23 protein-coding genes and 1 pseudogene are annotated in these 25954 nt (G+C 42.2%); 12 read left to right on the plus strand and 12 right to left on the minus strand.

What is annotated here, in order from left to right; all coding sequences use genetic code 11:
- Positions 1 to 88: 88 nt before the first annotated feature.
- Together B3Q46_RS06910 and aspA are read right to left on the minus strand one after the other, a co-directional pair.
- Positions 89 to 448 (minus strand): hypothetical protein, encoded by a 360-nt coding sequence (locus B3Q46_RS06910; protein WP_104426174.1) that lies wholly within the window; start codon positions 446 to 448, stop codon positions 89 to 91.
- A 124-nt stretch (positions 449 to 572) separates the two neighbouring features.
- Complete coding sequence (gene aspA / locus B3Q46_RS06915; RefSeq protein ID WP_286714030.1) at positions 573 to 2021, minus strand: aspartate ammonia-lyase; 1449 nt, start codon at positions 2019 to 2021, stop codon at positions 573 to 575.
- Between the two features lie 413 nt (positions 2022 to 2434).
- Between aspA and putP the strand changes: the two genes are divergently transcribed.
- On the plus strand, positions 2435 to 3949 hold the full coding sequence (gene putP / locus B3Q46_RS06920) for a sodium/proline symporter PutP (RefSeq protein WP_104426176.1): 1515 nt from the start codon (positions 2435 to 2437) through the stop codon (positions 3947 to 3949).
- A 54-nt stretch (positions 3950 to 4003) separates the two neighbouring features.
- Here the strand turns inward: putP and B3Q46_RS06925 are convergent, their stop codons facing one another.
- A complete protein-coding gene (locus tag B3Q46_RS06925) occupies positions 4004 to 4501 on the minus strand; it encodes an Lrp/AsnC ligand binding domain-containing protein (protein ID WP_004786082.1) in 498 nt (165 codons plus the stop codon).
- Between the two features lie 118 nt (positions 4502 to 4619).
- Here B3Q46_RS06925 and putA point away from each other — a divergent pair, with 118 nt between their 5' ends.
- From putA to B3Q46_RS06945, 4 genes are all read left to right on the plus strand, one after another.
- A complete protein-coding gene (gene putA / locus B3Q46_RS06930; RefSeq protein ID WP_104426178.1) occupies positions 4620 to 8375 on the plus strand; it encodes a trifunctional transcriptional regulator/proline dehydrogenase/L-glutamate gamma-semialdehyde dehydrogenase in 3756 nt (1251 codons plus the stop codon).
- A 179-nt stretch (positions 8376 to 8554) separates the two neighbouring features.
- Entirely contained in the window at positions 8555 to 9637 is a 1083-nt protein-coding gene (gene trmA / locus B3Q46_RS06935) for a tRNA (uridine(54)-C5)-methyltransferase TrmA (protein WP_104426179.1), read from the plus strand.
- A 242-nt stretch (positions 9638 to 9879) separates the two neighbouring features.
- On the plus strand, positions 9880 to 10104 hold the full coding sequence (locus B3Q46_RS06940) for a hypothetical protein (protein ID WP_004786091.1): 225 nt from the start codon (positions 9880 to 9882) through the stop codon (positions 10102 to 10104).
- A 390-nt stretch (positions 10105 to 10494) separates the two neighbouring features.
- The gene (locus B3Q46_RS06945) at positions 10495 to 11058 is read left to right on the plus strand and encodes a lecithin retinol acyltransferase family protein (RefSeq protein WP_104426180.1); all 564 of its coding nucleotides are present in this window, start codon (positions 10495 to 10497) and stop codon (positions 11056 to 11058) included.
- Between the two features lie 117 nt (positions 11059 to 11175).
- On the opposite strand, the gene B3Q46_RS06950 is transcribed toward B3Q46_RS06945, so the two are convergent.
- Entirely contained in the window at positions 11176 to 12087 is a 912-nt protein-coding gene (locus B3Q46_RS06950) for a bestrophin family protein (RefSeq protein ID WP_104426181.1), read from the minus strand.
- Positions 12088 to 12153: 66 nt separating this feature from the next.
- The gene (locus tag B3Q46_RS06955; RefSeq protein WP_104426182.1) at positions 12154 to 13881 is read right to left on the minus strand and encodes a glutamine--tRNA ligase/YqeY domain fusion protein; all 1728 of its coding nucleotides are present in this window, start codon (positions 13879 to 13881) and stop codon (positions 12154 to 12156) included.
- A gap of 430 nt (positions 13882 to 14311) precedes the next feature.
- Between B3Q46_RS06955 and B3Q46_RS06960 the strand changes: the two genes are divergently transcribed.
- Positions 14312 to 14821, plus strand: coding sequence for a peptidylprolyl isomerase (locus B3Q46_RS06960; RefSeq protein ID WP_004786097.1), 510 nt, complete (start codon positions 14312 to 14314; stop codon positions 14819 to 14821).
- Positions 14822 to 14975: 154 nt separating this feature from the next.
- Positions 14976 to 15701, plus strand: a complete 726-nt coding sequence (locus B3Q46_RS06965) for a UDP-2,3-diacylglucosamine diphosphatase (protein WP_104426183.1) — start codon at positions 14976 to 14978, stop codon at positions 15699 to 15701.
- 37 nt (positions 15702 to 15738) lie between these two features.
- Here the strand turns inward: B3Q46_RS06965 and B3Q46_RS06970 are convergent, their stop codons facing one another.
- Positions 15739 to 15957, minus strand: a complete 219-nt coding sequence (locus B3Q46_RS06970; RefSeq protein ID WP_004786100.1) for a hypothetical protein — start codon at positions 15955 to 15957, stop codon at positions 15739 to 15741.
- Positions 15958 to 16608: 651 nt separating this feature from the next.
- Positions 16609 to 17403 (minus strand): 4-hydroxy-2-oxoheptanedioate aldolase, encoded by a 795-nt coding sequence (hpaI, locus tag B3Q46_RS06975; protein WP_104426185.1) that lies wholly within the window; start codon positions 17401 to 17403, stop codon positions 16609 to 16611.
- Between the two features lie 245 nt (positions 17404 to 17648).
- Between hpaI and nfsB the strand changes: the two genes are divergently transcribed.
- Entirely contained in the window at positions 17649 to 18302 is a 654-nt protein-coding gene (gene nfsB, locus B3Q46_RS06980; protein WP_104426186.1) for an oxygen-insensitive NAD(P)H nitroreductase, read from the plus strand.
- A gap of 107 nt (positions 18303 to 18409) precedes the next feature.
- Positions 18410 to 18637 carry a hypothetical protein gene (locus tag B3Q46_RS06985; RefSeq protein ID WP_004786112.1) on the plus strand — a complete coding sequence of 76 codons (228 nt, stop codon included), beginning with the start codon at positions 18410 to 18412 and terminating at the stop codon, positions 18635 to 18637.
- On the opposite strand, the gene B3Q46_RS06990 is transcribed toward B3Q46_RS06985, so the two are convergent.
- The 4 genes from B3Q46_RS06990 to B3Q46_RS07005 form a co-directional block, all read right to left on the minus strand.
- Positions 18600 to 19454 carry a DMT family transporter gene (locus B3Q46_RS06990; protein WP_104426188.1) on the minus strand — a complete coding sequence of 285 codons (855 nt, stop codon included), beginning with the start codon at positions 19452 to 19454 and terminating at the stop codon, positions 18600 to 18602. The genes B3Q46_RS06985 and B3Q46_RS06990 overlap by 38 nt on opposite strands.
- An 85-nt stretch (positions 19455 to 19539) precedes the next feature.
- Positions 19540 to 20577 carry a class II fructose-bisphosphate aldolase gene (gene fba / locus B3Q46_RS06995; RefSeq protein WP_104426189.1) on the minus strand — a complete coding sequence of 346 codons (1038 nt, stop codon included), beginning with the start codon at positions 20575 to 20577 and terminating at the stop codon, positions 19540 to 19542.
- Positions 20578 to 20697: 120 nt separating this feature from the next.
- Positions 20698 to 20976 carry a hypothetical protein gene (locus B3Q46_RS07000; protein WP_104426190.1) on the minus strand — a complete coding sequence of 93 codons (279 nt, stop codon included), beginning with the start codon at positions 20974 to 20976 and terminating at the stop codon, positions 20698 to 20700.
- A gap of 154 nt (positions 20977 to 21130) precedes the next feature.
- Positions 21131 to 22318, minus strand: a complete 1188-nt coding sequence (locus B3Q46_RS07005; RefSeq protein ID WP_104426191.1) for a phosphoglycerate kinase — start codon at positions 22316 to 22318, stop codon at positions 21131 to 21133.
- 141 nt (positions 22319 to 22459) lie between these two features.
- On the opposite strand from B3Q46_RS07005, the gene B3Q46_RS07010 reads away from it, so the two are divergent.
- The 3 genes from B3Q46_RS07010 to B3Q46_RS07020 are packed head-to-tail and all read left to right on the plus strand — an operon-like array spanning position 22460 to position 24630.
- Entirely contained in the window at positions 22460 to 22843 is a 384-nt protein-coding gene (locus tag B3Q46_RS07010) for a DUF2237 family protein (protein WP_034170328.1), read from the plus strand.
- Positions 22843 to 23436, plus strand: coding sequence for a Maf family protein (locus tag B3Q46_RS07015; protein WP_034702599.1), 594 nt, complete (start codon positions 22843 to 22845; stop codon positions 23434 to 23436). Before B3Q46_RS07010 ends, B3Q46_RS07015 begins: the two co-directional genes overlap by 1 nt.
- 24 nt (positions 23437 to 23460) lie before the next feature.
- Positions 23461 to 24630 (plus strand): cupin domain-containing protein, encoded by a 1170-nt coding sequence (locus B3Q46_RS07020; RefSeq protein WP_104426192.1) that lies wholly within the window; start codon positions 23461 to 23463, stop codon positions 24628 to 24630.
- Positions 24631 to 24715: 85 nt separating this feature from the next.
- On the opposite strand, the pseudogene B3Q46_RS07025 reads toward B3Q46_RS07020, so the two are convergent.
- Positions 24716 to 25846: pseudogene (locus B3Q46_RS07025) on the minus strand (ATP-binding protein); the annotation flags it as partial.
- Positions 25847 to 25954 lie beyond the last annotated feature (108 nt).

Raw genomic sequence — 25954 nt, forward strand, 5'->3', positions numbered from 1 at the left:
TACTATCACGATGATCTGGTGCTATTTCGTTATTTTTATGCAGTCGTTACAGATTGACTGCACAGGATAAAATCAGCCTATGATTCCGTTATTTTTTGTCGCGTAAAAAGTTACGATAATTGTCATTTAACTTTTTCACAATCATTTTAAATTGCAGCAGGTTTTCTTCAGTATTTCCTAATTTTGCATTAAAACGCTGATTGGCAATTTCCAGATCAATTTTTTCATTAATGATCATTGCAGTTGAATATAGCGCTTTTAAATCATCAAAAGTTTTCATCCGTCGGTTAGACAAATATTCCAGTCGCTCACCCAGCTCCTGATTTAAATTAATCCCATCCACAATATAGCCGATCCCTTCTACATATTGGATATGATTCTCTTCCAGAAAAATCTGAGCCGGATCAGGTTTATTTGATTTAAATAAGTTACTGATTTTATCAAACATGCTATGCACTCAATTCATTGTGTCATCGATATAGTCTAGATGAAAATGCCCGAAACCCACAGACGGGATTTGAGGCAAATGGTTAAAATCAGTACAGGTCTATATTGGACTCATCCTTAAACTTTCAGGATACCTGTTCCCATTGATTCATCATTGGGACTTCTGAAACCAGATTTTCAAAGGCAAAAATTTCATCCAGCTGAATTTCACTTAACAAACCCAGTTCCAGCACCACTTCGGGTACAGTTTTATTTTCACGAATACATTGCTTGCCAATTTCATCACAAGTGGCATGACCTAAAAGTGGTTCCAGTAAGGTGATAATCCCGATACTGCGCATCACTGCATTTAAACAGTTCTGTTCATTGGCCTGAATCCCGGCAATACATTTTTGTTGTAGGGTCTGCATACCTTGAGTTAATAATTGGATGGATTCATTTAAGGATACTGCAATGACCGGCTCCATAACATTAAGCTGTAATTGCCCTGCTTCTGCTGCCATTGTCACAGTCAGGTCATTACCAATCACACGAAACGCAATCTGATTGACTACTTCTGGAATAACCGGATTGACCTTAGCTGGCATGATAGAAGAACCCGCCTGTAATTCTGGCAAACGGATTTCCGCCAGACCGGTACGCGGGCCAGAACTTAAAAGACGCAAGTCATTACAGATTTTGGACAACTTAACAGCCAGACGTTTCAGACTACTGGACAGAATAATAAACACGCCACAATCGCTGGTCGCTTCGACATAATCTTCCGCGCCTTTTAAAGGTAGGCCAGTAATTTTCGTTAAAGTTTGTACTGCATGTTTGGCATAACCATCTGGAGTATTCACGCCGGTTCCAATGGCGGTTGCACCCAGATTCACTTCCAGCAATAACTGACGCATTTGCTCAATCAGCTTCAGGTCTTCTTTTAATAAGGTTGCGAAAGCACGGAATTCCTGTTCCAGGGTCATTGGAACCGCATCCTGTAACTGGGTACGCGCCATCTTGATCACATACTGAAACTCTGATGCCTTGCTATATAAAGTATCAATCAACGATTTTTGTACATGAAGCAGTTCATCCAGACGTGTATAAGTCGCTAGACGTAGTGCCGTGGGATAGACATCATTGGTTGATTGTGAAGTATTCACATGATCATTTGGATGCAGGATATGGTAATCGCCTTTACGATGCCCGAGCAATTCTAGCGCCCGATTTGCAATAACCTCATTCGCATTCATATTGATAGAAGTACCAGCTCCACCCTGATAAGGATCAAGCGGAAATGCCTCCTGCCAGTCCTGAGGTTGATGAATCAATTCATCACATGCTTGTTGAATAGCAATACTTTGTTGTTCTGATATTTTCTGAAAATGTAAATTCGTTTGTGCTGCTGCTTTTTTAACTTGCGCCAATGCACGAATAAAGTGTGCTTGCTGACCTACTGCCAGACCTGAGATCTGAAAATTCTCAATCGCACGCAAGGTATGAATACCATAATAGCTGTGCTGGGGAATTTGTTTTTTCCCCAATAAATCCTGTTCAATTCGACTTGATTCTATTTGCAACATATTGTCCATGTCATATTACTCTAAGCAATGATGCACCATTCAGAATGGTGTTCCTTCACTATGAAGAGAGGCCCTAAAAACAAATAGAAGTGATTTAAGCAGGATTTGAAACAAAATATGTCTAATTCGAGATTGTTGTTAGTTTTGTAAAATTGTGTAATTAAAATACAAAAGTTCAATGAATTTAACTGTTTATTAAAATTATTTATTTTTCTTCAAAACCATGTGTAACTTTGTATTTTATAACCCTCTACTAATTCTTCATTTATACGAGAAAATTCTTAATTTACATAAAATATACACAAAAGCTGCTCAACTGTTACAGAGTGTAATTTTTAAACCATGTTTGAATCACTGCCCTGTGAATGCAGTTCAAAAATCATCCCGGATGATGATGTTCAAAATTTAAGGATACTCTGCCTATGAGCTCGCTTAACCCAACACTGATTACTTTTATGTTTTATATCGTCGCCATGATTGGGATCGGTTTATATGCCTATCGTGCGACGTCCAATTTTGATGAATATATTCTGGGTGGGCGAAGTCTGGGCAGTGTAGTGACTGCGCTTTCCGCAGGTGCATCCGACATGAGTGGCTGGCTGCTGATGGGCTTACCCGGAGCCATCTATTTTTCCGGTCTGTCAGAAGTCTGGATTGCGATTGGCCTGATTATTGGCGCCTGGCTGAACTGGTTACTGGTAGCTGGCCGTCTGCGTGCCCATACTGAATTTCAGAACAATGCTCTGACCCTGCCTGATTATTTCACCAGCCGTTTTGCGGATAAGAAACGAATCTTACGCTTACTATCAGCCATTGTGATTCTGGTGTTCTTTGCAATTTACTGTGCTTCCGGCATGGTCGCAGGTGCGCGTCTGTTCGAAAGCCTGTTTGGCTGGGATTACACGACAGCACTTTGGCTCGGTGCAGTGGCCACGATTCTGTATGTGTGTATTGGCGGCTTCCTGGCAATCAGTTGGACCGATACCTTTCAGGCTGGCTTAATGATCTTTGCGTTGCTTATTACACCCATCATTACCTATCTGGCATTGGGTGATAACGCTCAACAGGTGGGCACCCTACTGGAAACTGCCCGTCCACATGCATCCAATATGCTGGAAGGCCTAAGTTTTGTCGCGATTATTTCTAGCTTGGCTTGGGGCTTAGGCTATTTTGGTCAGCCACATATTCTGGTGCGCTTTATGGCGGCAGATTCGGTCAAAACTATTCCTACTGCACGCCGGATCGGCATGACCTGGATGATTCTGTGTCTGGTGGGTGCAATGTCGGCGGGCTATATCGGGATTGCTTATTTTGCAGCAAATCCTGACCTTCCTGCTGCTGCAATCGTCAACCAGAATCCTGAAACCGTGTTTATGGAATTGACCAAAATCCTGTTTAACCCTTGGATTGCAGGCATCATATTAGCGGCAATTCTGGCTGCGATTATGAGTACATTGAGCTGTCAGTTACTGGTTTGCTCGACCACCCTGACTGAAGATTTATACAAAGGCTTCCTGCGTAAAAATGCTTCACAAAAAGAACTGATCTGGGTCGGTCGTGGCATGGTGATTGTGATTGCCTTGATTGCAATTTCATTGGCCATCAATCCAAACAGTAAAGTTCTGGGTCTGGTGGCTTATGCCTGGGCTGGCTTTGGCGCTGCCTTTGGTCCTTTGATCATTTTCTCACTGTTCTGGAAACGTATGACCCTCAACGGCGCGATTGTCGGAATGGTGATGGGCGCCGTGACTGTAATTGCCTGGAAAAATTATATGGGTGATACTAGTCTGTACGAGATCATCCCGGGCTTTATTCTGGCAGCGCTAAGTATCGTGATTGTGAGCCTATTGGATAAAGCGCCAAGTCACGATGTCGTTAATCGTTTTGAACTGGCAAAAGCCGAATATCAGAAAGAAATGGCTGAAATGAATAAATAATCTTTCTATTTCAAATTAAAAAGGGACTTCGTGTCCCTTTTGTTTTGTCTGAATTTATACCTTAGCTTTAGCCGGCATTTTCAGCTTGATCTGCTGGGTTTCCTTGATCACTTCCATTACTGGATAACTACGGGTTTCTTTTACCCCCGGTAATTGCCACAAAATATCACCGGAGATTTTTCGGAATTCATCCATATTGGCACAGCGGATTTTCACCACAAAATCAAAACCGCCACTAATCATATGACATTCCACGATATCGGGAATATGCTGTACCGCCTCGGAAAATTCTTCCAACACATTCGGTGTGGTTTTATCCAGCAGAATTTCGACAAAGACCACAAAACCGTTATTCAGCATAATTGGATTAAGTCGCGCTTCATAACCGAGAATAAATCCCTCCTTAGTCAGTTTTTGCACACGCGCCAGTACCGCAGTTGGTGAAAGATTCACCATCTCTGCCAGTTTAATATTGGAAATTTTCGATTCAGACTGCAGCAAATCAAGGATGCGAATATCTATTCGGTCAAGGCTTAAATATGGGCTATTCATTAGAATTATTCTCTAAAAATGATACAAACTATAGTGAGATATTTGTCAATTATTTTGGGATTATAGATTAAAACTCATTCAACTCAAAGAACCGATTGACGCAGTACAGGAAGTCACTATGTCCACCACAATACGCCCGAATTCGCACTCGAATGCAGTGAAGCAATCGAATTACATTGCTGAATTTAAGGATAAAAACCAATATGAACAGCGCATCAATACCGCATGGCGACGTGCCGAGTCCGAGTGCATGGAAACGCTGCTGGAACATAGTGAAATTTCTTCAGAACTGACAGATAAAATTCAGTGCCTGGCGTTTGATCTGGCACATTCCCTACGCGAGCGTAAAGGCTCTGGTGGTAAAGCCGGTATCGTACAAGGATTGCTTCAGGAATTTTCGCTCTCTTCTCAGGAAGGGATTGCCTTGATGTGTCTGGCAGAAGCCTTACTGCGTATTCCAGATACAGCAACCCGTGACCTGCTGATCCGCGACAAGATCAATCAGGGCAACTGGAAAGAACATCTCGGCCAAAGCCAACTGATGTTCGTGAATGCTGCAGCCTGGGGTTTGATGCTGACCGGCAAACTGATGGAAACACCACAGCAGAAAAGCTTGTCGAGTTTATTAACCGGTCTTTTAGCACGTAGTGGCCGTAGCATCATCCGTAAAGCGGTGGACGTCGCAATGCGCATGATGGGTGAGCAGTTTGTCACTGGCGAAACCATTGATGAAGCCCTGAAAAATGCAGAACGACTAGAAGATAAAGGTTTCCAATATTCTTATGACATGCTTGGTGAAGCAGCGCTGACCGATCCAGATGCGGAGCGTTATTATCAGGACTATCAAGACGCCATTCATGCTATCGGCAAGGCATCAACAGATAAGGATGTTTATAACGGTCCCGGTATTTCCATCAAACTGTCTGCACTGCATCCACGTTATCAGCGCTCGCAAATGGACCGCGTCAATGATGAACTGTATAGCAAAGTTCTGAATCTGGCAGTTCTGGCGAAAAACTATAATATCGGCCTGAATATTGATGCCGAAGAAACTGAGCGTCTGGAAATTTCCTTAGAGCTTTTAGAACGTCTTTGTTTTGAACCTGAACTCAATAACTGGAAAGGCATTGGTTTTGTGATTCAGGCCTACCAGAAACGCTGCTTCTATGTCGTGGATTACATCATTGATCTGGCTAAACGCAGCCAGAAACGCCTGATGATTCGTCTGGTGAAAGGTGCGTATTGGGATAGCGAGATCAAGAAAGCCCAGATCGAAGGTATGTCTGATTATCCGGTATTTACCCGTAAAGTGCATACTGACCTATCCTATATTGCCTGCGCACGTAAACTACTGGCAGAGCCGGACTATATTTACCCACAATTTGCGACACATAATGCGCAGACTGTTGCCACGATTTATCAGCTCGCTAATCCAGACCGCTATTATGCTGGTCAATATGAATTCCAGTGTCTGCATGGCATGGGTGAACCGCTATATGAAAATGTGGTAGGTGATAAAGCGGCTGGTAAACTTGGTATTCCATGCCGGATCTATGCACCGGTCGGGAACCATGAAACCCTGTTAGCTTATCTAGTGCGTCGACTACTGGAAAATGGCGCGAATACCTCTTTCGTCAATCGCATTGCTGACAAGAATTTAAAAGTCGAAGACCTGATTGAGAATCCGCGTCAAACCATTTTAAAAGCAGCTCAACAGGAAAATGCCTTAGGTGCTAAACATCCGCAAATCCCTTACCCAAAAGATTTATATGGTACTTTACGATCAAATTCGTCTGGTTTGGATCTGGCCAATGACGCAGACCTGCAAGCCTTAAATGAAGTTGCAACTGACTTGGCGAATAGCCAATTCCAGGCTGCGGCGATGGGTACTGCATTTTCAGAACTAAATACTAGCAACGCTATACAGGTTATCAATCCTGCCCAACATCAAGATGTGGTCGGCACCGTATATGAAGCCACCACTGAACAGGCTGAAATAGCCCTGACTCAGGCCGTAAATGCACAAAGTTTATGGAGCAACTTGCCAAAGAATGAACGTGCTGCCTGTCTCAATAAAGCCGCTGACCTGATGCAGGAACGTCTGTTACCACTGATGGTTCTACTGTCTCGTGAAGCCGGTAAAACTTATGCAAATGCGATTGCGGAAGTCCGTGAAGCGATTGACTTCCTACGCTACTATGCTGGCCAGATGCTGGACCTGTCTAATGATGTACATATTCAGCCTTTAGGAACTGTACTCTGCATTAGTCCTTGGAACTTCCCGTTAGCGATCTTTACCGGACAGATTTCGGCGGCATTGGTTGCTGGTAATACAGTCATCGCCAAACCAGCTGAACAAACCCCGTTAATTGCCGCGCAAGCCGTGCAAATTCTCTGGGAAGCAGGTATTCCGCAGGATGTCCTTCAGCTATTGCCGGGTCGTGGTGAAACCATTGGTGCTCAGCTCAGCCAAGATTCCCGTATCCAAGGCATCATGTTTACCGGTTCCACTGAAGTAGCGAAAATTCTACAGAAGACCGTAGCAGAACGACTGAATCAGTTTGGCGAAAGCGTAACGCTGATTGCCGAAACTGGCGGTCAGAATGCCATGATTGTAGATTCATCAGCACTTACCGAACAGGTTGTACTGGATGTAGTTAACTCAGCCTTTGATAGTGCCGGTCAGCGCTGTTCTGCCCTGCGTGTGCTCTGTGTACAGGAAGACAATCTGGATACTGTACGTAAGATGCTAAAAGGTGCAATGCAGCAATTGCGAGTCGGCAATCCGGTTCTACTCAAAACTGATATTGGTCCAGTGATTGATGCCGAAGCACGGCTGAACATCCAAAAACATATTGATCAAATGCGTAGTAAAGGTCATCAAGTTCATCAGCTGATGTTTAATCAAGATGCTTCTGATCTGGCTCAAGGGACTTTTATTCCACCGACCTTGATTGAACTGCCGAATTTAAATGATCTTGAGCGTGAAATCTTTGGTCCAGTACTACATCTGATTAGCTATAAAGCCGGCGAGCTGCCACAACTACTAGATCAGATCAACAGCAAAGGATATGGCCTGACTATGGGCCTACATACCCGGATCGATGAAACCATGCAGACTGTAATTTCAAAAGCACATGTCGGGAACTTGTATATCAACCGCAATATTGTCGGTGCTGTGGTGGGTGTACAGCCCTTTGGTGGTGAAGGTCTGTCTGGGACTGGTCCGAAAGCCGGTGGTCCACTTTATATCTACCGTTTAATGCATCAGGTGTCTGAGAAGAAACTGGCTCAGCCTTATGCGATGCAGTCTGCTCAGGCACTACTTAAAAATTCGGTGTCGCAAGATTTTAAGGATTGGGTAAGCAAGACTTTTCCACGGGTTTCTTTGCAATCTCCTGCTCAGATTGCAACGGGACATAGCTTTAGCCTGCAAGGTCCAACGGGTGAGGAAAACCAGTACATGATCCTGCCGCGTGAGAGTGTGCTCTCTCTAGCAGAAAATGATATGGATCAGATTCAGCAAATCTTGGCGATCTTATCGGTTGGTAGCCGCCCGGCCGTACTCGCAGACAATACTTTTATACTCAAGTATCTGCAAAGCATGCCCGCGAGTGTGGTGAAAGCTATTAAAGTTATCAAGGATATTGAATCAGGTGATTTTGAAGCTGTACTGCATCATGGCGAGACCTCTGCATTGATGGATTTGCAGCAACGTATTGCAAGACGACAAGGAGCTATTGTAGGTATCACGCATTTAAGCTCAGGAAATTATGAGATTCCAGTGGAGCGTTTCGTGATTGAACGTGCAATCAGTATCAATACCGCAGCTGCAGGTGGTAATGCCAGTCTCATGACCATGTCAGGTCTGTAAAAAGCTTTAGTACTGAGATTATTTTAATCCCTTTCCTCTTATGGCCAAATCTCTCCCCTTTGAAGATTTGGCCTTTTTTTAACTGCTTTTCCAGCCTGTTTCCCTGAATAGTCTTAGGCAGAACAGCAAATTTTTGCTACCATCTTGGCTTTCAAAATATTTGCGATTTTTTACTGCATATGACCTCATCTTATCAGCAACAACTGGATGCCAAAGTTGAACGCATTAGCGCGCAATTTGCCGAATATCAACCACCTGCCCTTGAAGTATTTGAGTCGCCTGAACAGTACTATCGCATGCGTGCTGAATTCCGGATCTGGCATACTGAAGATGACCTGTTCTATGCCATGTTTGAGCGTGATGAGAACAATAATAAGAAAGTGATCCGTATTAATGAATTCCCTGTGGCTGACCGCAGTATTAATGACTTAATGCCGCAATTACTAGAAGCCTTCAAAGCCGATGCAACTCTGGGTCACCGCCTATTTGAAGTGCATTTCCTGGCAACACTCAAAGGTGAAGTACTGGTTTCCCTGATCTATCACCGCAAGCTGGATGAAAGCTGGGAACCTGCAGCTAAAGCACTAGCTGAAAAATTAAAGATCAAGCTGATTGGTCGTAGCCGTGGCCAGAAATTTGTCTTGAGCGATGAGTTTGTCGTAGAGGAACTCAGTGTATTTGACCGCAAATATCAGTACAAACAGATCGAAAGTAGCTTCACCCAGCCGAATGCACAAGTCTGCCAGAAAATGCTGGAATGGGCATGTAATGCCGCGCAGCAGTCTGATAAAGACCTGTTAGAGCTTTACTGTGGCAATGGTAACTTTACCCTGCCATTGTCTACCCGTTTCCGTCGTGCATTGGCAACTGAGTTGGCCAAGTCATCTGTGTATGCGGCTGAATGGAATATCGAGCAGAACGGTATCGACAATATTCAGGTAGCACGTCTATCTGCGGAAGAATTTACACAAGCGTTTAATGGTGATCGTACTTTCCGCCGTCTACAAGAAGCCAATATTGACCTGTCAACTTATGACTTCGATACGGTATTCGTCGATCCCCCACGTGCAGGGATCAATGATGAAACACTGAAACTGCTACAGCGCTTTGAACGAATCATCTACATTTCTTGCAATCCGGACACATTACATGACAATCTGAAACAACTATCCCAAACCCATAAAATTACCAAGTTTGCCCTATTCGATCAGTTCCCTTATACCCATCATGTAGAGTCCGGAGTACTGCTGGAAAAACGCTAAAAATATTGTTTCAATTTATTTTTTTGTTACATAAATGGAGCTTTTGTTAGCTCCATTTTTTATACATAAAATTAGTAACTTATCCATGAATTATCTTGTTTCAATCAAATAATATCGTTCAAAATCTCTTCTACAATCGAAAATTTAAAATACTGACTGCTGCTTTTATCACATAGGGCCTATTGCTTTATTTATTAAATTGGATATATTTCACTCTATGTTAGGTTGTGTATGAAGGCTCTATGAGTTTCTGGCAGAAGTTGTTTTCAGATGAACAACAAAATGAACACAAGAACCAGATTGCTTGTGTTGAAAATGATTGCTCTTGCAAGACAAATGAACAGCTCCTTGAAGCACTGTCTAAAGCAACTGATGAAGATATCATTATCGGAATCAAAAAAGTTCTAGCTTCTCGCGGTTACAGCCGTAAAGAACTCAATGAACTTCAGCACCTGCCGCTGCAATAAGCAGCTTAGGTCTTGATAAAAAGCATTTGCATACGCAAATGCTTTTTTTATATCTATCATTTGGATTTTTGCCTACCCCTCTTTGCTTTCAATCAAATGGAACCTACTCCTTATATCTAAACCTAAGTGTCTATGTGTCTATATCTTTACTTCTTTTCAAATATGCAGATAAATGACTTTTCATATTTGCTTAGGCTATTTAGACATTATAATTTTAGATTTGCCTTAATCAGTTCACATACAACATTTATAAGGTTCGAGAAATTTAAAGATGACTGTCTAGACAACGAATTCTGGATAGAATTAAGCCCTAAAACATCGATTAATTCACAAAAAAACAGTACACTTGCTGTTTAAAATACACTTGTTATTAAATGGCTTAATCTTTACATGCAGCGAACTAAACGGTTTCCCATAGGTGCGCATCTTATGGTTAAACATTTCGGTTATACTCATCACGGGATTTATGCCGGGCGTGGTCGTGTCATCCACTATTCCGGTTTTGCACATTTATTTAAGAAGCATCCAATTGAAATCACCTCAATTGAGAAATTCAGCAACGGCAAACTGATTCAGATCCAGTATTATGCCTCAGCAAAATATAAAGGCCGTAAAGTCGTGCGTCGTATGCGTTCCAGAATGCATGAAAATAACTATCACCTGATTATTAATAATTGTGAACACCTCTGTACTTGGGCAATCACTGGCGTAGAAAGCAGCCCTCAAGTCATTCAGATGATGAATCGCCTAACGACGATCGGTTATATCAGCTCCATGATGAGCTTTATGAATAGCCTTTTCCTGACCTTGACGACTACCTGTTTCGCTCTAGCCCTCTATATCAAGAAAAAGCTTCGTGACAAGGCCAAACAACGTTTAGAGCAATATCGTGAGCTACATGAGCAGGTCAAAAACAATAGCCCAGATCTTGGTAATCATTTAAAACATCGTTAAGGTTTTAGTTTCTTGCTATTAAAGTTTTTAAGATAGCTATTCAAAAATAATTTAAAAATAAGATGACTTTCATTTGATTTATTTAATGATTAGCCTTTCAATAAAATCAGTTTAAACCTAAGTTAAATAAGCTTTTTGGACTTTAATCGCTTCAGGTAGTTCTTGTCCTAAAGAACTCAGGGTTTCACGTTCGATCAATCTCACAATAGAGTCTAAAGGCAGATCATTATCCTGAAGCCCAAAAGGCTCTTCCAGTTCCGCACTCAGCTCATCTAACCCTAACAGCATATAAGCAATCAGGCCGACTAGAATCGGAGTCCATAAACCAAGACTGGCTTCCAGACTAAATGGCAGGATAAAACAGAAAGAATAAACAGCACGATGCAACAGCACCGAATAGGAAAATGGTAACGGCGTCGACAGGATCCGGTCACAACCCGCCTGTATATCGCCTAAAGCCACTGTATGCTGATTCAGGTTGTTATAAATAATATCTGTGATTTTGCCCTGTTTATAGAGCAGAACCAAATCTTTCTGGATCTGTTCCAGTACCCATTGTGATGCATTGATATGCGTGGGCAATTGTTCATATGTAGCAGCTTCAAAACCAGTGTGGGTCTGGTAATGCTGAATACTTTGCTGTTGCTGTCTCAAACGGTCACGTAATAAATGAGTGAACAGCATCATTCGATACAACAGGATTTCACGTGACTGATCATCAAGGACGTAACTATCACGACATAAATGACGTGTCGTAGCAATCAGCGCTCCCCACAGCTTGCGTCCTTCCCACCAGCGGTCATAACAGGCGGTATTACGAAAGCTGAGAAAGATCGACAGAATCACCCCGAAGATGGTAAAGCCAATGGCTGGCACTGCAGGAAAGCTAAAAAAATGCGCCTGACGCAGATAAACTAGCAAGCCTGAAAGAAAAATTACCAGCCCCAAGGCAGGCAAAACTTTAGGCAAAATTGTGCCATGCCATGCAAACAGTAGACTAAAGCTATTACTTTTATCACGAACAATCATTCATTCTTCCCTGCCACGATTGAAAAAGCCCAACCGGAGTTGGGCTTTTTAGAGATTTAGCTTAAATTATTTGCCAGGTTTAAAGCTGTCTTTCAGATCCAGAATACGGTTGAATACTGGTTTGTCGCTTGTATGATCATATTGATCCGCTACAAAATAGCCTTCACGTTCAAATTGGAAACGATCTTCCGGTTTTGCCTGAGCCAGTGCAGGCTCAATAACTGCTTGAACCACTTTCAATGATTCAGGATTCAGATTCGCCAGGAAGTCATCACCAGTTTCTGGATCAGATTCAGTGAACAGACGATCGTAAATGCGAACTTCAGCAGGAACACCTTTACATGCAGATACCCAGTGAACCACACCTTTTACCTTACGGCCCTCAGGATTTTTACCTAAAGTTTCAGGATCGATTGAGCACTTCAGTTCAACTACTTCACCGTTCGCATCTTTAATCACTTCATCACATTTGATGACATAAGCATGACGAAGACGCACTTCACCGCCCGGAATCAGACGTTTGAAGCCTTTAGGTGGCTCTTCCTCAAAGTCTTTACGGTCGATATAGATTTCTGAAGTGAGCGGAATAATACGTTCGCCCATATCCACGTTTGGATGGCGTGAATGAGTCAGATCCATATCAGCTGGCAGATTGGTTAAAGTCACTTTCAGTGGATTCAATACTGCCATACCGCGAGCTGCAGTATTTTCTAAAGATTGACGGATGCAATATTCAAGCATTGCTACATCAACGATACTGCCATCGACTTTAGATACACCTACACGCTTACAGAAATCACGCAGACCTTCAGGCGTGAAACCGCGACGGCGCATACCTACAACAGTCGGCATACGTGGATCATCCCACCCATTGACATAACCGCCTTCAACCAGCTTACGCAGCTTACGTTTAGAAGTGATGGTGTAATCAACATTCAGGCGGCTAGATTCGTACTGACGTGGCACAGATGGCGATTTAACTTTTTCCACCACCCAGTCATAGAATGGACGATGATCTTGGAATTCCAGTGTACAAAGTGAGTGTGTAATGCCTTCAATCGCATCTGATAATGGATGCGCATAGTCGTACATTGGATAAATTTTCCATTTATCGCCAGTCTGGTGATGTGCAGAATGCAGAATACGATACAGAATCGGATCACGCATATGCACATTTGGCGAGTTCATATCTATCTTGGCACGCAATACCGCTTCGCCTTCAGCATATTCACCCGTACGCATTTTTTCGAAACGCTCAAGGTTTTCTTCCATCGTCGCATCGCGTTGTGGCGAGTTTTTACCTGGCTCTACAAAGTTACCGCGGTTTAACTTGATCTCTTCCGGAGTTTGTAGATCCACATAGGCATCGCCCTGTTCAATCAGTTGAATTGCCCATGCATATAACTGGTCAAAATAGCTTGATGCATAGCGTGGTTCACCATTCCACTGGAAGCCCAGCCATTTCACATCATTGGCAATACCATCCACATATTCCTGCTCTTCTGCATCGGGGTTGGTATCATCAAAACGCAGGTTGCACAGGCCACCAAATTCTTCAGCAATACCGAAATTCAGGCAGATCGCTTTAACATGACCAATATGCAAATAACCATTTGGTTCAGGCGGGAAACGGGTGACCACTTGCTGGGTACGGCCAGCTGCTAGATCATCAGTAATCACCTGACGTACAAAGTCTAAGCCTGGTTGTTGTTCCTGCTGCTGCGCTGAATCGACTGCATTCTTATTTTGGGTCGGGTTGTCGGGCAGAGACGTCACAACATCATTTGGCTTCATGATTAATCATTCACTTCTAAAGTTAAAAAGGGATTAATGAATATGCAGTAGCTCACGCGGTCTAACTGTATTCACTAAATAAAGGTTCTTTAGTTTAACTATAGGTGAATGATCTCTCAACCGTTAACTTAGGTATTTGATTTCAATTCGTTCATTTTCAAATTGGAAAATACAATAGCTTACCAAATCGTAAAATATCCGCTTTTGACTGAGCCAGCAGATCAGTGCATGCTCTTAGGGTCAGACAAGCTTTATGAAGACGCATGATCTAGAAGAAATGACTTTGTAAATCAATGCATAAATAAGATACGATTTTTATGTTTTTAACAAAGAAAATTATGTTTTTGCTTGCCTTGTCGATTGTAGTTTGCTTATGCTTCCTTCATTCAGAAAAAACCATGGCATTAGTCCATGATTAGGAGATTACACAATGAGTTTTCCTCAAGTCGAATTAAACACCAATAAAGGTCGTATTGTTCTTGAATTAAACGCTGAAAAAGCACCTAAAACAGTAGCTAACTTCTTGCAATATGTACGTGACGGTTTTTATGACGGCGTAATTTTCCACCGCGTTATTGATGGTTTCATGATCCAGGGCGGCGGCATGGATGAAAACTTCAAAGAAAAAGCAACACGTGATGCGATTGAAAACGAAGCTGACAACGGTTTAAGCAACGATGTAGGCACCATTGCAATGGCACGTACTCAAGCACCTCACTCTGCTTCTGCTCAGTTCTTCATTAACGTGAAAAACAACTCTTTCCTTAACCATACTGGCAAAACTGCACAAGGTTGGGGTTATGCCGTATTTGGTAAAGTAGTTGAAGGCATGGATGTTGTTGATGCAATCAAAGGTGTTCGCACTGGCAACCGTGGCTACCACGCTGACGTTCCTCTAGAGAACGTTGTGATCGAATCTGCAAAAATCATTTCTGAGTAATTTTAAATCCTCCCTAATCCTCCTTTAATAAAGGAGGGAACCACCATTTTTAAAGATGGTTTTTCTCCTTCCTGAGTAAGTTTTAAAGCACTGCTTTTAAAACGAAACGCAAGAAAGGGAGGTCGGGAGGGATTAAAAAATAAGGAAAAGATTCGTGACCTATCTGTTTATCTCAGATTTACATTTGTCACCTGATCACCCTCGACTCGTTCGGGGGTTTTTAGATTTATTGGCAGCTTATCAGCATAAAAATACCCAACTGTATATTTTGGGCGACTGGTTCAATGCCTGGATTGGAGACGACTACACTGCTCCCTGGCTGGATGAAATCGTCAGTGCTTTAAAACAGTTTAACCAGGCCGGCAATCAGATCTATTTTCTCATCGGTAACCGTGACTTTGCCTTAGGCCAAGATTTTCTGGATCAATTTTCCGGACAGCTTTTACCTGAAATGACCAGTTTAAATATCGGTTCGATCCGATACCGGATCGAACATGGCGATGCACTCTGTACCGATGATGTGTCCTATCAGCGTTTCAGAAAAATCATCCGTCATCCCTGGATGTTAGGTTTTTTAAGAAAAATGCCTCTTAGCTTTCGAGCCAGACTCGCCAACGGTTTCCGCAAGAAAAGCCATGAAGCACAGCAATTGAAAAGCTATGAGGTTATGGATGTAAACCCATCTGCGGTAGAAGCAGCACTCAAAGAAGCAGATGTGCTGATTCATGGACATACTCACCGCGCTGCAATCCATGATGTAAATGGTAAAAAAAGAATTGTTTTAGGAGATTGGAAAGCTGATTATGCTGAGATTTTAGAGCTGGGCAGCTCGGATATTGATATTCATAACATTCAGCTAAAAATCTGGTATTACCCATAAAAAAAGCAACTGCGAGCAGTTGCTTTTTATATTTTATTTAACTTAAACGGTATAACTGGTTAAAACCAGTATAGAAACTTTTACCATCCAGATTAAATGGATATTGTTCACCATTTTCAAGTTCAATCATCTTGCCCACATTGACCATAATCATACCATTGATGGTATTTTGCTGACGTTGCATTGGTACAACTTTGACTTGAATTTCACAACCATTAATGGCGGTCGCGATAGACCACGTATTTAAATTTTTCAAAATATTCACTCATAATATGAGCTTTTTGTGATTAAACAAGGAGAGCTATAGACTAAAAATAAATCTTATTTCTGGGTTTGCTAGAGTTTTTTTAACAGGAAAACCTGTCTTTCGTGTATCACAATCAGCTAAAAATAAACCAGCGAAAACAGTATTCGCTTTAAAGTAATTATCTTATAACTCTTTTTTGACCAAATAGCAAAATTACATTGTAATGACATATGTCAAGAGTAGTATTTTTCAGATGCTTTTTCGCCTATCTGAATGTCCAGTAAAGAAGTATTTCAACATATAAAACAAACCGATCAACATCATGATACTAAAGCCAGAGATCAAATCACCTGAATCAAGAAAGTTTACAACTGTCAGATATCCAGTAGACAAAGTATAAATCACCATGAAAACGAATAAGATACGTTGCCCTAAACGATAACGTTGTTACTTTTTTTGCTCATGGATCTGTTTTTGCTGCTCAAAAATATTTCAATTTCTTCTGGTTTCATTTTATCATCCCACCCATCTTATTTTTTAAACTACTATAGCTAAAGTAAATAAAAAAGCTCTGACAAATCAGAGCTTTTATAAAATATCTTCTATGTAAGTAATCAATATTGAGAAACCACAATTTACGACTCTCTGATATTTTTATAATCAATAACCGCCTTCTGACTTGATGACTTCAGCATCAGGTTTATATTTCGCCAAAAGTTCACGAAGCGAGTTCATCAGAACACTGGTATCAACCCCTACTGCAACGAACTCAGTTCCAAGCGCCAGATATTTCTGGGTAGCTTCATGCTGCGTCGATAAAATCCCAGCAGCCTTACCAGATGCACGAATCCGCTGAATAGCGTCTACTACTGCTTTTTGTACTTCAGGATGGTTCGGATTCCCCTGATAACCCATAGTCGCTGAAAGATCTACCGCCCCAATAAATACACCATCAGTCCCCTCAATCTTGAGGATTTCATCCAGATTTTCCAGACCTGTCACCGATTCAATCTGAATTAACAAACAGATATTTTCATGAGCAGTCTGATAATAATTCGGGATACTATTCCAGCGTGTCGCACGTGCCAGCGCAGCACCCACACCACGAATTCCTTCCGGTGGATAACGGACTGCTTTGACCATTAATTCGGCCTGCTCCACAGTTTCTACCATAGGAATCAATAAGGTCTGTGCGCCAATATCGAGTAACTGCTTGATCAGTTGTACACTGCCGATTGGTGGGCGTACTACAGCTTGAGATGGATAAGCAGCGATACTCTGTAATTGAGAGAGCGTTGTTCTCAAGTCGCTTGGGGCATGCTCGCCATCAATCAAGAGCCAGTCATAGCCCGCATTTGCCGCAATTTCTGTTCCATACGCGTCAGCCAGTCCGACCCACAAGCCAATTTGCTGCTGCGTCTTTAATTTACGTTTAAAGTAATTGGTATATTGCATCGGCCCACCTATCTTGCATGCTATTGCCTGAAGTTCTTATTAAACTCCTGTTACCAGAAACTGCCAATATACAAAAGCTTGTTTTTTATCTGATTTAACTCTTAGTTTTTCATAAAATTTCACTCAAGATTATATAAATATAGACTTTGCCGATGATATTTTTATTGTAATAATCTTTTGATCAGAAAAATCTAGATGCCTAAAGCATATTTCTAAACGCCTTATCAAAAGATTGGAGTCCATCAATGGATTTACTCAAGATCGCTCAAACCCGTTATACCACTAAAGCTTATGACCCTAACAAGAAGGTTCCAGCAGAACAATTTGAACGTTTATTAGAAATCTTACGCCTGACGCCATCTTCGATTAATATCCAGCCCTGGCATTTTTTTATTGCCGACAATGATGCCGCTAAACAGCGTATTGCCAAAGCACTAGTTGGAACTTATGCCTACAATGCACCCAAAGTGCTGGATTCTTCACATACCATTTTATTTTGTACCAAAGCCGATATTGACGAGTTACATCTAAACAACCTGTTAAATCGTGATGATCTCAGTGGTCGTTTTAAAGATGAGAGCGCCAAAGAAGGTCAAAAGAATACCCGTACCGGCTATGTACATTATTATCGTAATGAAAAAGGCGATATTCAGCGCTGGGCAGAAAACCAGACCTTTATTGCATTGGGACAGATCTTACTGGCTGCAGGAAGTGAAGGTATTGATGCCACACCGATCGGTGGTTTTGATGAAGACATTCTGAGTGAGGAATTACAGTTAGCTGAACAAGGCCTAATTCCATCAGTACTGCTTACTTTAGGTTATCGCAGTGAAAACGATTTCAATGCCAAATTGCCTAAATCTCGTCTGCAAGCCGAAGATATTTTCACCAAACTGTAAGCATTTTATGTTATAAAAGGGGTCTAGTGCCCCTTTTCTTGTCAATTTGGGCCTAATTTTTGCTTTATTCTCCAAACATCCAACTAGAATAACAATTAGAGGTACCCATGTCTGTTTTACCATCCAGCTCTTTAAAATTCGAATGCAAACACTGCGATAAGATCTATTTACATCACTATGCTAATGCCCAGCATCGTTATCCGCATTGTCCAGACTGCAAACAGGCAGGCTTATTGCTTGGACGGGCTGAAAAAGAAGACCTGTTACGTTATCCGCTTGAATTTGCATCTTCCTATGTTAAACAGACATTGCATATGCTAGGCAAACAACACTAATCACACCTAGAATCAACCCGATCACACTTGCAGGTTTGAGTCGTTCTTTAAAGATGAGCAATCCTGCAATCACACCAAAAATCACCACCAGAATATTCATGCCCGCAAATACAATCGCTGGCGTATCTTTGAGTATCATGTGTGCTTTGACGTAAAAAGCAATATTGGCAAAGTTCAACGCACCCAATAACAGACCAAAACCAATATCCTTGCCAGAACCCAGATGACGATATTGCAGCAGCAGATAGATCATCGACAGAATCATGGCGCAGATAAACATCAAGTTCAGTGCCACAGCAAATTGTAGACCAAGGCTGGTGGTATATTTCAACAAGACATCAATCAGTGCATAACCAAACCACACCAGACCCAGAAAAAACATTCCCTGCCTGGAGCTTTCTGATGCCTGACGGTGTGAGAATAGAATGCACAGTACGGAACTTATGCCTAAGACAATACCCAGCATCTTGAGCTGGTTAAATTGTTCCTGAAAAATGAAATAAGCAGCGGCCAGTGATAGTACAACCGATAATCGCTGGGCAATTTCAGTTTTTAAGATTCCTGCTGTCTGTAATGACTTGGCCAGAAATAGAAATACGCTCGGCAATAAAACGCCAAGCGCCAGAATCAGTAGCCATGGAGTCTGACTCATGGAAATATGCTGGATGTCTGGCTTGAACCAGAAAAAACACAATACGCTGGCTGTAACATAATTCCAGCTAATCATGTGGATGGGGCTCAAGCCTCTATTTTTAGCAATTTTTAAGAGTATTGAGACTGCAACACTACATAATGCTGCAATAAAAATCAGTTCCATATGCTGCTCTTATTCTTCATCTTTATTTAAATATAAAAAAGCCCACATTCGCTGTGGGCTCTTCTTATAAATTATTCACAAGGAATTATTTATAACGCTCAACCATTTTCTCTAAAGAGATTGGGCGAATCTTGTCTGCATTACCTGCAGTACCAAATGCTTCATAACGGTCGATACAGATTTGCTTCATTGCATCTACAGTTGCGCTGAAGAATTTACGTGGATCGAATTCACTTGGTTTTTCAGCCATCATACGGCGCATTGCACCAGTTGATGCCAGACGCAAGTCAGTATCGATGTTGATTTTACGAACACCGTGTTTGATCGCTTCAACCAGTTGCTCAACAGGAACACCATAAGTTTCTTTGATGTCGCCGCCATACTGATTAATCACAGCCAGCCATTCTTGTGGCACAGAGCTTGAACCGTGCATTACAAGGTGAGTATTTGGCAGTGCTTCATGAATTTCTTTAATGCGGTCAATTGCAAGAATATCGCCTGTAGGTGGACGAGTAAACTTGTACGCACCGTGTGAAGTACCTACTGCAATAGCTAATGCGTCAACATTGGTATCCGCAACGAATTGACGAGCTTCTTCAACTGAAGTTAGCAGTTGAGAATGGTCAAGTACGCCTTCAGCACCTACGCCATCTTCTTCGCCTGCCATACCTGTTTCAAGGCTACCCAGACAGCCGATTTCACCTTCTACTGAAACGCCACATGCGTGTGCCATTTGTACAGTACGGCGAGTCACATCAACGTTGTATTCGTATGAAGTCGGTGTTTTACCATCTTCACCCAGTGAGCCGTCCATCATGACTGAAGTAAAGCCTAACTGGATTGAACGTTGACATACGTCAGGGCTAGTACCATGATCCTGGTGCATTACCACTGGAATATGTGGCCATTCTTCAACTGCAGCCAAGATAAGGTGACGTAAGAATGGTGCACCTGCATATTTGCGAGCACCTGCAGATGCCTGCACGATTACAGGTGAATTCGTTGCATCTGCTGCGAGCATGATTGCGCGCATTTGTTCTAAGTTGTTTACGTTAAACGCTGGTACGCCGTAAGCATGTTCGCCGGCGTGATCCAAGAGCTGGCGCATTGAAATAAGAGCCATAATATCCTCCCAGGTAATGGGCCATATTCTACATGTTCAACTATTGCAATACAGCCAAAAAATACAATATTTTATAAAAAATCCCTGCAAAAGCAGGGATTTTTACTTGCATAGTCTGAGTTATGGTGTCATAGGCTCGGAAGCGCCTGATACAGATTGATCTACAGTTGCGGCATCTGCAGGTGCATTGGCAATTTCAGCCGGAACATCTGTATTTTTTTCATCCAGAACCGGCTGATCAATTGCATCAATCGCTGCTTGCTGTTCTGGCGTTACAGTCTCATCTGCAACGGCTGCCGAAGCTTCTGCTTCAGCTGCTGGGGCATTTTCCTGTTTCGCACATGCAGTCAGTGCCAATGATGCTGCCAATAATGCCGCTAAAGTTAACTGTTTTTTCATCACGTAATCTCGTCATTTGGTGATTTAATGTCTGCATCTTATGACAGATTTATTGCATTTTAATGACGGAGCCATGAATGGTAAGTTTCTGCTGTCAAAAAAATGACATAAAAAAGCTGGCACTTGGCCAGCTTTTTTAGGCTAAAACATGCAATTAAGCGCGTTCTAGGAGTACCGCAACTGCAGGAAGGGTTTTGCCTTCGACAAATTCAAGGAATGCACCGCCACCTGTAGAGATATAGCCAATTTTGTCAGCAACGTCGTATTTATCAATCGCAGCAAGCGTGTCACCACCACCTGCAATCGAGAAACCTTCCGATTCAGCAATCGCTAACGATAGAGTTTTCGTGCCTTCACCGAATTGATCGACTTCAAATACGCCCACTGGACCATTCCAAAGAATCGTTTTAGACGTTTTCAAAATTTCAGCAAATGCTTTTGCAGTTTCTGGACCTACATCAAGGATCATATCGTTGTCAGCAACATCTTCAACTTTTTTCACAACCGCTTTAGCAGCAGCCAATGAACCTAGGAAGTCATCAAAGTTGATTTCAGATGCATCAGCAACCACAACGTCCGTTGGAAGCGGAACAGAAACTTTTGCTGCAATTGCTTTCGCTGTGTCGATCAAATCACTTTCACACAGTGATTTACCTACATTGTAGCCAGCAGCTGCAAGGAAAGTATTCGCGATACCACCACCTACGATCAATTGATCACAGATATCAGAAAGTGAAGTCAATACGTCTAATTTAGTTGAAACCTTGGAACCAGCAACGATCGCAACCATTGGTTTTTCAGGTGTTTTCAATGCACGACCTAATGCATCCAGTTCAGCCGCCAATAAAGGACCTGCTGCTGCTAATTTAGCTAAACGAGCGACACCTTCAGTTGATGCTTCTGCACGGTGTGCAGTACCGAACGCATCCATCACGAATACGTCACAAAGGGCTGCATATTTTGCTGCAAGTTCAGGATTATTTTTCTTTTCACCTATGTTGAAACGGCAATTTTCCAGTAAAACTACTTGACCCGGCTGAACTTCAACACCATTTAGATAGTCTGTGAAAAGTTTTACTTCCTGACCCAATGCTTCAGTCAGATAAGCTGCTACAGGTGCAAGAGACTGTTCAGCCTTCGGCTCACCTTCAACTGGACGACCAAGGTGAGAATACACCATGACAGCCGCGCCCTTTTCTACTGCAGCTTTAATTGTTGGTAATGCAGCACGTAGACGCGCATCGCTAGTGATTACACCATTTTTAACCGGTACATTTAAATCTTCACGGATCAGAACACGTTTACCCGTCAGGTCAAGGTCAGTCATACGCTGAAAGTTCATTGTAGAGCTCTCTTTATAGATATTAAAAACGAGGCGATTTTAAATGATTATGCAGAAAAAGGTTAGCATCTTTTGCAGAAAACATTATGAATGCCAAAGTTTTGTTATGATAGAAAAAAGCTTCTTCCAGATTCAGTACCTATGTCGATACATCCTGATCCTAATCTTAACCGTCTCAATGTTCTGGGCGAGCCTTTGGCAAGCTGTTGTTTTGATCCCATTACTGGGTATTTCCGTAATGGCTTTTGCCATACCGCACCTACCGATCTGGGACAGCACACTGTCTGTGCACAGATGACCTCTGAATTTCTGAATTTTTCCCAGAAAGTGGGCAATGACCTGATTACACCATTACCAGAACTGGGATTTCCTGGACTGCAACCTGGTGATTTCTGGTGTATCTGCGTTACACGCTGGGTAGAAGCTTATGAAGCTGGACAAGCGCCACCGATCAAGCTGCAAGCCTGTCACAAAGCTGTCCTTGCTTACGTTCCTCTCCATATTTTAGAAGAATACGCTGTCTAATGAATACCGCAAAAATCATCTTGGCTTCTTCAAGCCAGACCCGTAAAGAACTGATGAACCGTCTACGTCTTGATTACGTATCGGTCGTCCCGGACATAGATGAATCACCCCAAGGTGAAAATCATGCGGATGAATTAGCCAAACGCCTGGCTTTTGAAAAAGCTCGTCATATCGCTGAGCTACATCCTGATGCGATTGTAATTGGTTCTGATCAGGTAGCCTGGCGTGAAGGCGCACCAGATATCTTTATGGGTAAGCCTTTAACAATAGAAAAGGCCATTCGCCAGCTGCAGGCCAATTCGGACAAGATTGTGTATTTCAGTACGGCTCTTAGCGTTCAGCAGAAATCTACCGGTTTTGAACGTACGCTGGTAGAACATTATAAAGTCAAATTCCGCAAACTGTCTCAAGCGGAAATTGAGCGTTATGTAGAGATCGAACAGCCGCTGCATTGTGCCGGTAGTTTTAAATGTGAAAGCCTTGGGATCAGTCTGTTTGAAACCATGATCGGTCAGGATCAAACTACCCTGATGGGTATGCCGATGATTCAGCTATGCAATATTCTGCGTGAGCTAAAGATTTTAGTTCCTTAATCTCCTTTATTTTAGGCTTTATTTATGTCCCTACCTCTAGACGTTTTAGGCGGTATTACCGCTGAACAATTCCTTGCCGAATACTGGCAAAAAAAACCGCTGCTGGTACGTAATGCCATGCCTGAAATCGCAGGCCTGCTAGAGCCTGATGATGTGATGGAGCTAGCACTTGAAGAAAATGTCACTGCACGTCTGATCAAGCAGAAAGATCGTGATCCAAATCAGTGGTCGGTCAAGACATCTCCTTTATTAAAAGCTGACTTCCAGAAGATGCCTAAGCTTTGGACTTTACTGGTTCAGGCTGTGGATCACTATTCTTTCGACCTGTCTGAACTCTGGAAAAAGTTTGCCTTTATCCCTCAATGGCGTCGTGATGACATCATGGTGTCTTATGCACCTCAAGGCGGTTCAGTCGGTCAACATTTCGACTTTTATGATGTTTTTCTGGTTCAAGGCTATGGTCATCGCCGCTGGCAACTGGGGCAAATGTGTGATGCCGAGACCGAACTTGTACCGGGGCAGCCATTAAAATTATTGCCAGAAATGGATGTGCATTTTGATGAAGTTCTTGCACCCGGTGATTTGCTGTATATTCCACCCGGTCTGTCTCATTACGGCGTAGCAGAAGATGACTGTCTGACTTTCTCTTTTGGTTTCCGTATGCCAAATGTCAGTGACATGATGGACCGTGTAGGCGATAAATTTTCGGAAAATGAAGTCTTACGCAATCCATTGACTGACATCATTCGCGATCATATCAGTGCTGCGGGTGAAGTCACAGGCAATGAACTTGAATATCTGAAAGGCAAAATCATGGAGCAGTTGCATAACTCCAATGTGCTTGAAGATGCCATCATGAGCCTGATGTCAGAACCAAAATATGAAGAGAATATTCCGGAAGCTGAAGAAATTGGTACAGGTGATCTGGAAGAAGCACTTGATCAGGGCTATAGCCTGATGCTTGAACCCGCTTCACGCTTACTCTATACAGAAGAAGATGGTGAAACCTTATTCTGGGCCAATGGTGAGGGAATCTGTATTTCTGAATCATTTACTTCAAAACTGAAGCAGATTGCTGATGGTGCGCGTGTCTTATTGGATGAAGATTTCGCTGACGAAGATATACTGGAGGATGTTGCTGAGCTATTGAATGATTCTGTACTGATGCTAGTGCCACCGGCTGAAGAAGAGTAAGTTTTTATATCTCGGTCATTTTAAGTCTATAAAAAAAGAGGATCATATGATCCTTCTTTTTTATGTATGTATAATTTTGAGATGATTAAGGCTGATAGAGTTCCATCACCACGTGTACGCAAGTATCGCCTTTCGCAGACTGAATATCCAGCATTCCACCCATGCGTTCAATACGCATTTTCATACTGCGCATACCAATGCTCATGCCATTTTTCTGCACCATCTCCGGATTAAAACCGATACCATCGTCCTGAATTTTTAAAGTCAGTTGATGTGGTTGTGTATATTCCATACTCACACTCACTTTTGTGGCCTGACTATGCTTGATAATATTGGTCAAGCTTTCTTCTACCACACGGATCAGGGTCAGACATTGTAAAGCCGTAGGTTCACGCTGCCAGACTTTAGGAAATGACCATTCTACGGCGATATCCATTTCTTCCAGCAATTGAGTAAATCGGTAACGTACTGGCGCAATCCAGATCACTGGCGTTTCAGGCACTTTATTGTCAATAGAAGAACCGCTATCGATGATTTGACGCAGGTCATCCCTAAGCAGCTTCAGCATAGATAAAAACTGTCGATTGGAAATGTTTTCGGTACTTTGATCCACCAGAATCATGGAACGCACAATCGAGCCACCTAGTCCATCATGCAGTTCATGTGACAGATTAATCCGTTCCTGCAAACGCACATTATCCAGTTCCAGCTTATGCTGATCACTCAGGCTTTTATTTAGATCTGCACTGACTTGCCGTACTTTGGATTCCAGCTGCGTATTAAATTTTTCGATTTTTTTAATATTACGATTCAGTCGTGTCCCCATAATTAGCACGACAAACAGGATAATAATCGGTGATGTATAAGGTGATAAAGGTGAGAATTCACTAACCGCCGTTTGACCCAGAATGATCAGATCTATAATGACACACAGCAAAATTCCCCACAGACAAAGCATCAGAAACAGATATTCGCCATTTCGAGTTTTAATTGCCCAGTAGCTAACATAGATGACACAACTAATATAAAGCAGCACATAGCAGACAAAAGCAACACTGAGCACTGCTTCTAAATGATCTAAAGAACTGGCTATGATGAATACACTGAATAAAGCAGTCACCCCGATAAATCCCCGCTCCAAACGCTGAAATTTCTGCTTCAGGAACCGAATTAGATACAGACAAAAACAGTGCATATAGACGATAAAAAAAATCAGATAGGACTTACGCACTATTATTTATAGATTCTCTGTGGTAGCAGATGATTTTTATCGAGAATAAAGTCATCAATGAACTTTTTGATAATTGGTCTAAATAATTTCTTC

The sequence above is a fragment of the Acinetobacter sp. UBA2581 genome (genome assembly GCF_002339435.1).
GTDB classification, from domain to species: domain Bacteria; phylum Pseudomonadota; class Gammaproteobacteria; order Pseudomonadales; family Moraxellaceae; genus Acinetobacter; species Acinetobacter variabilis.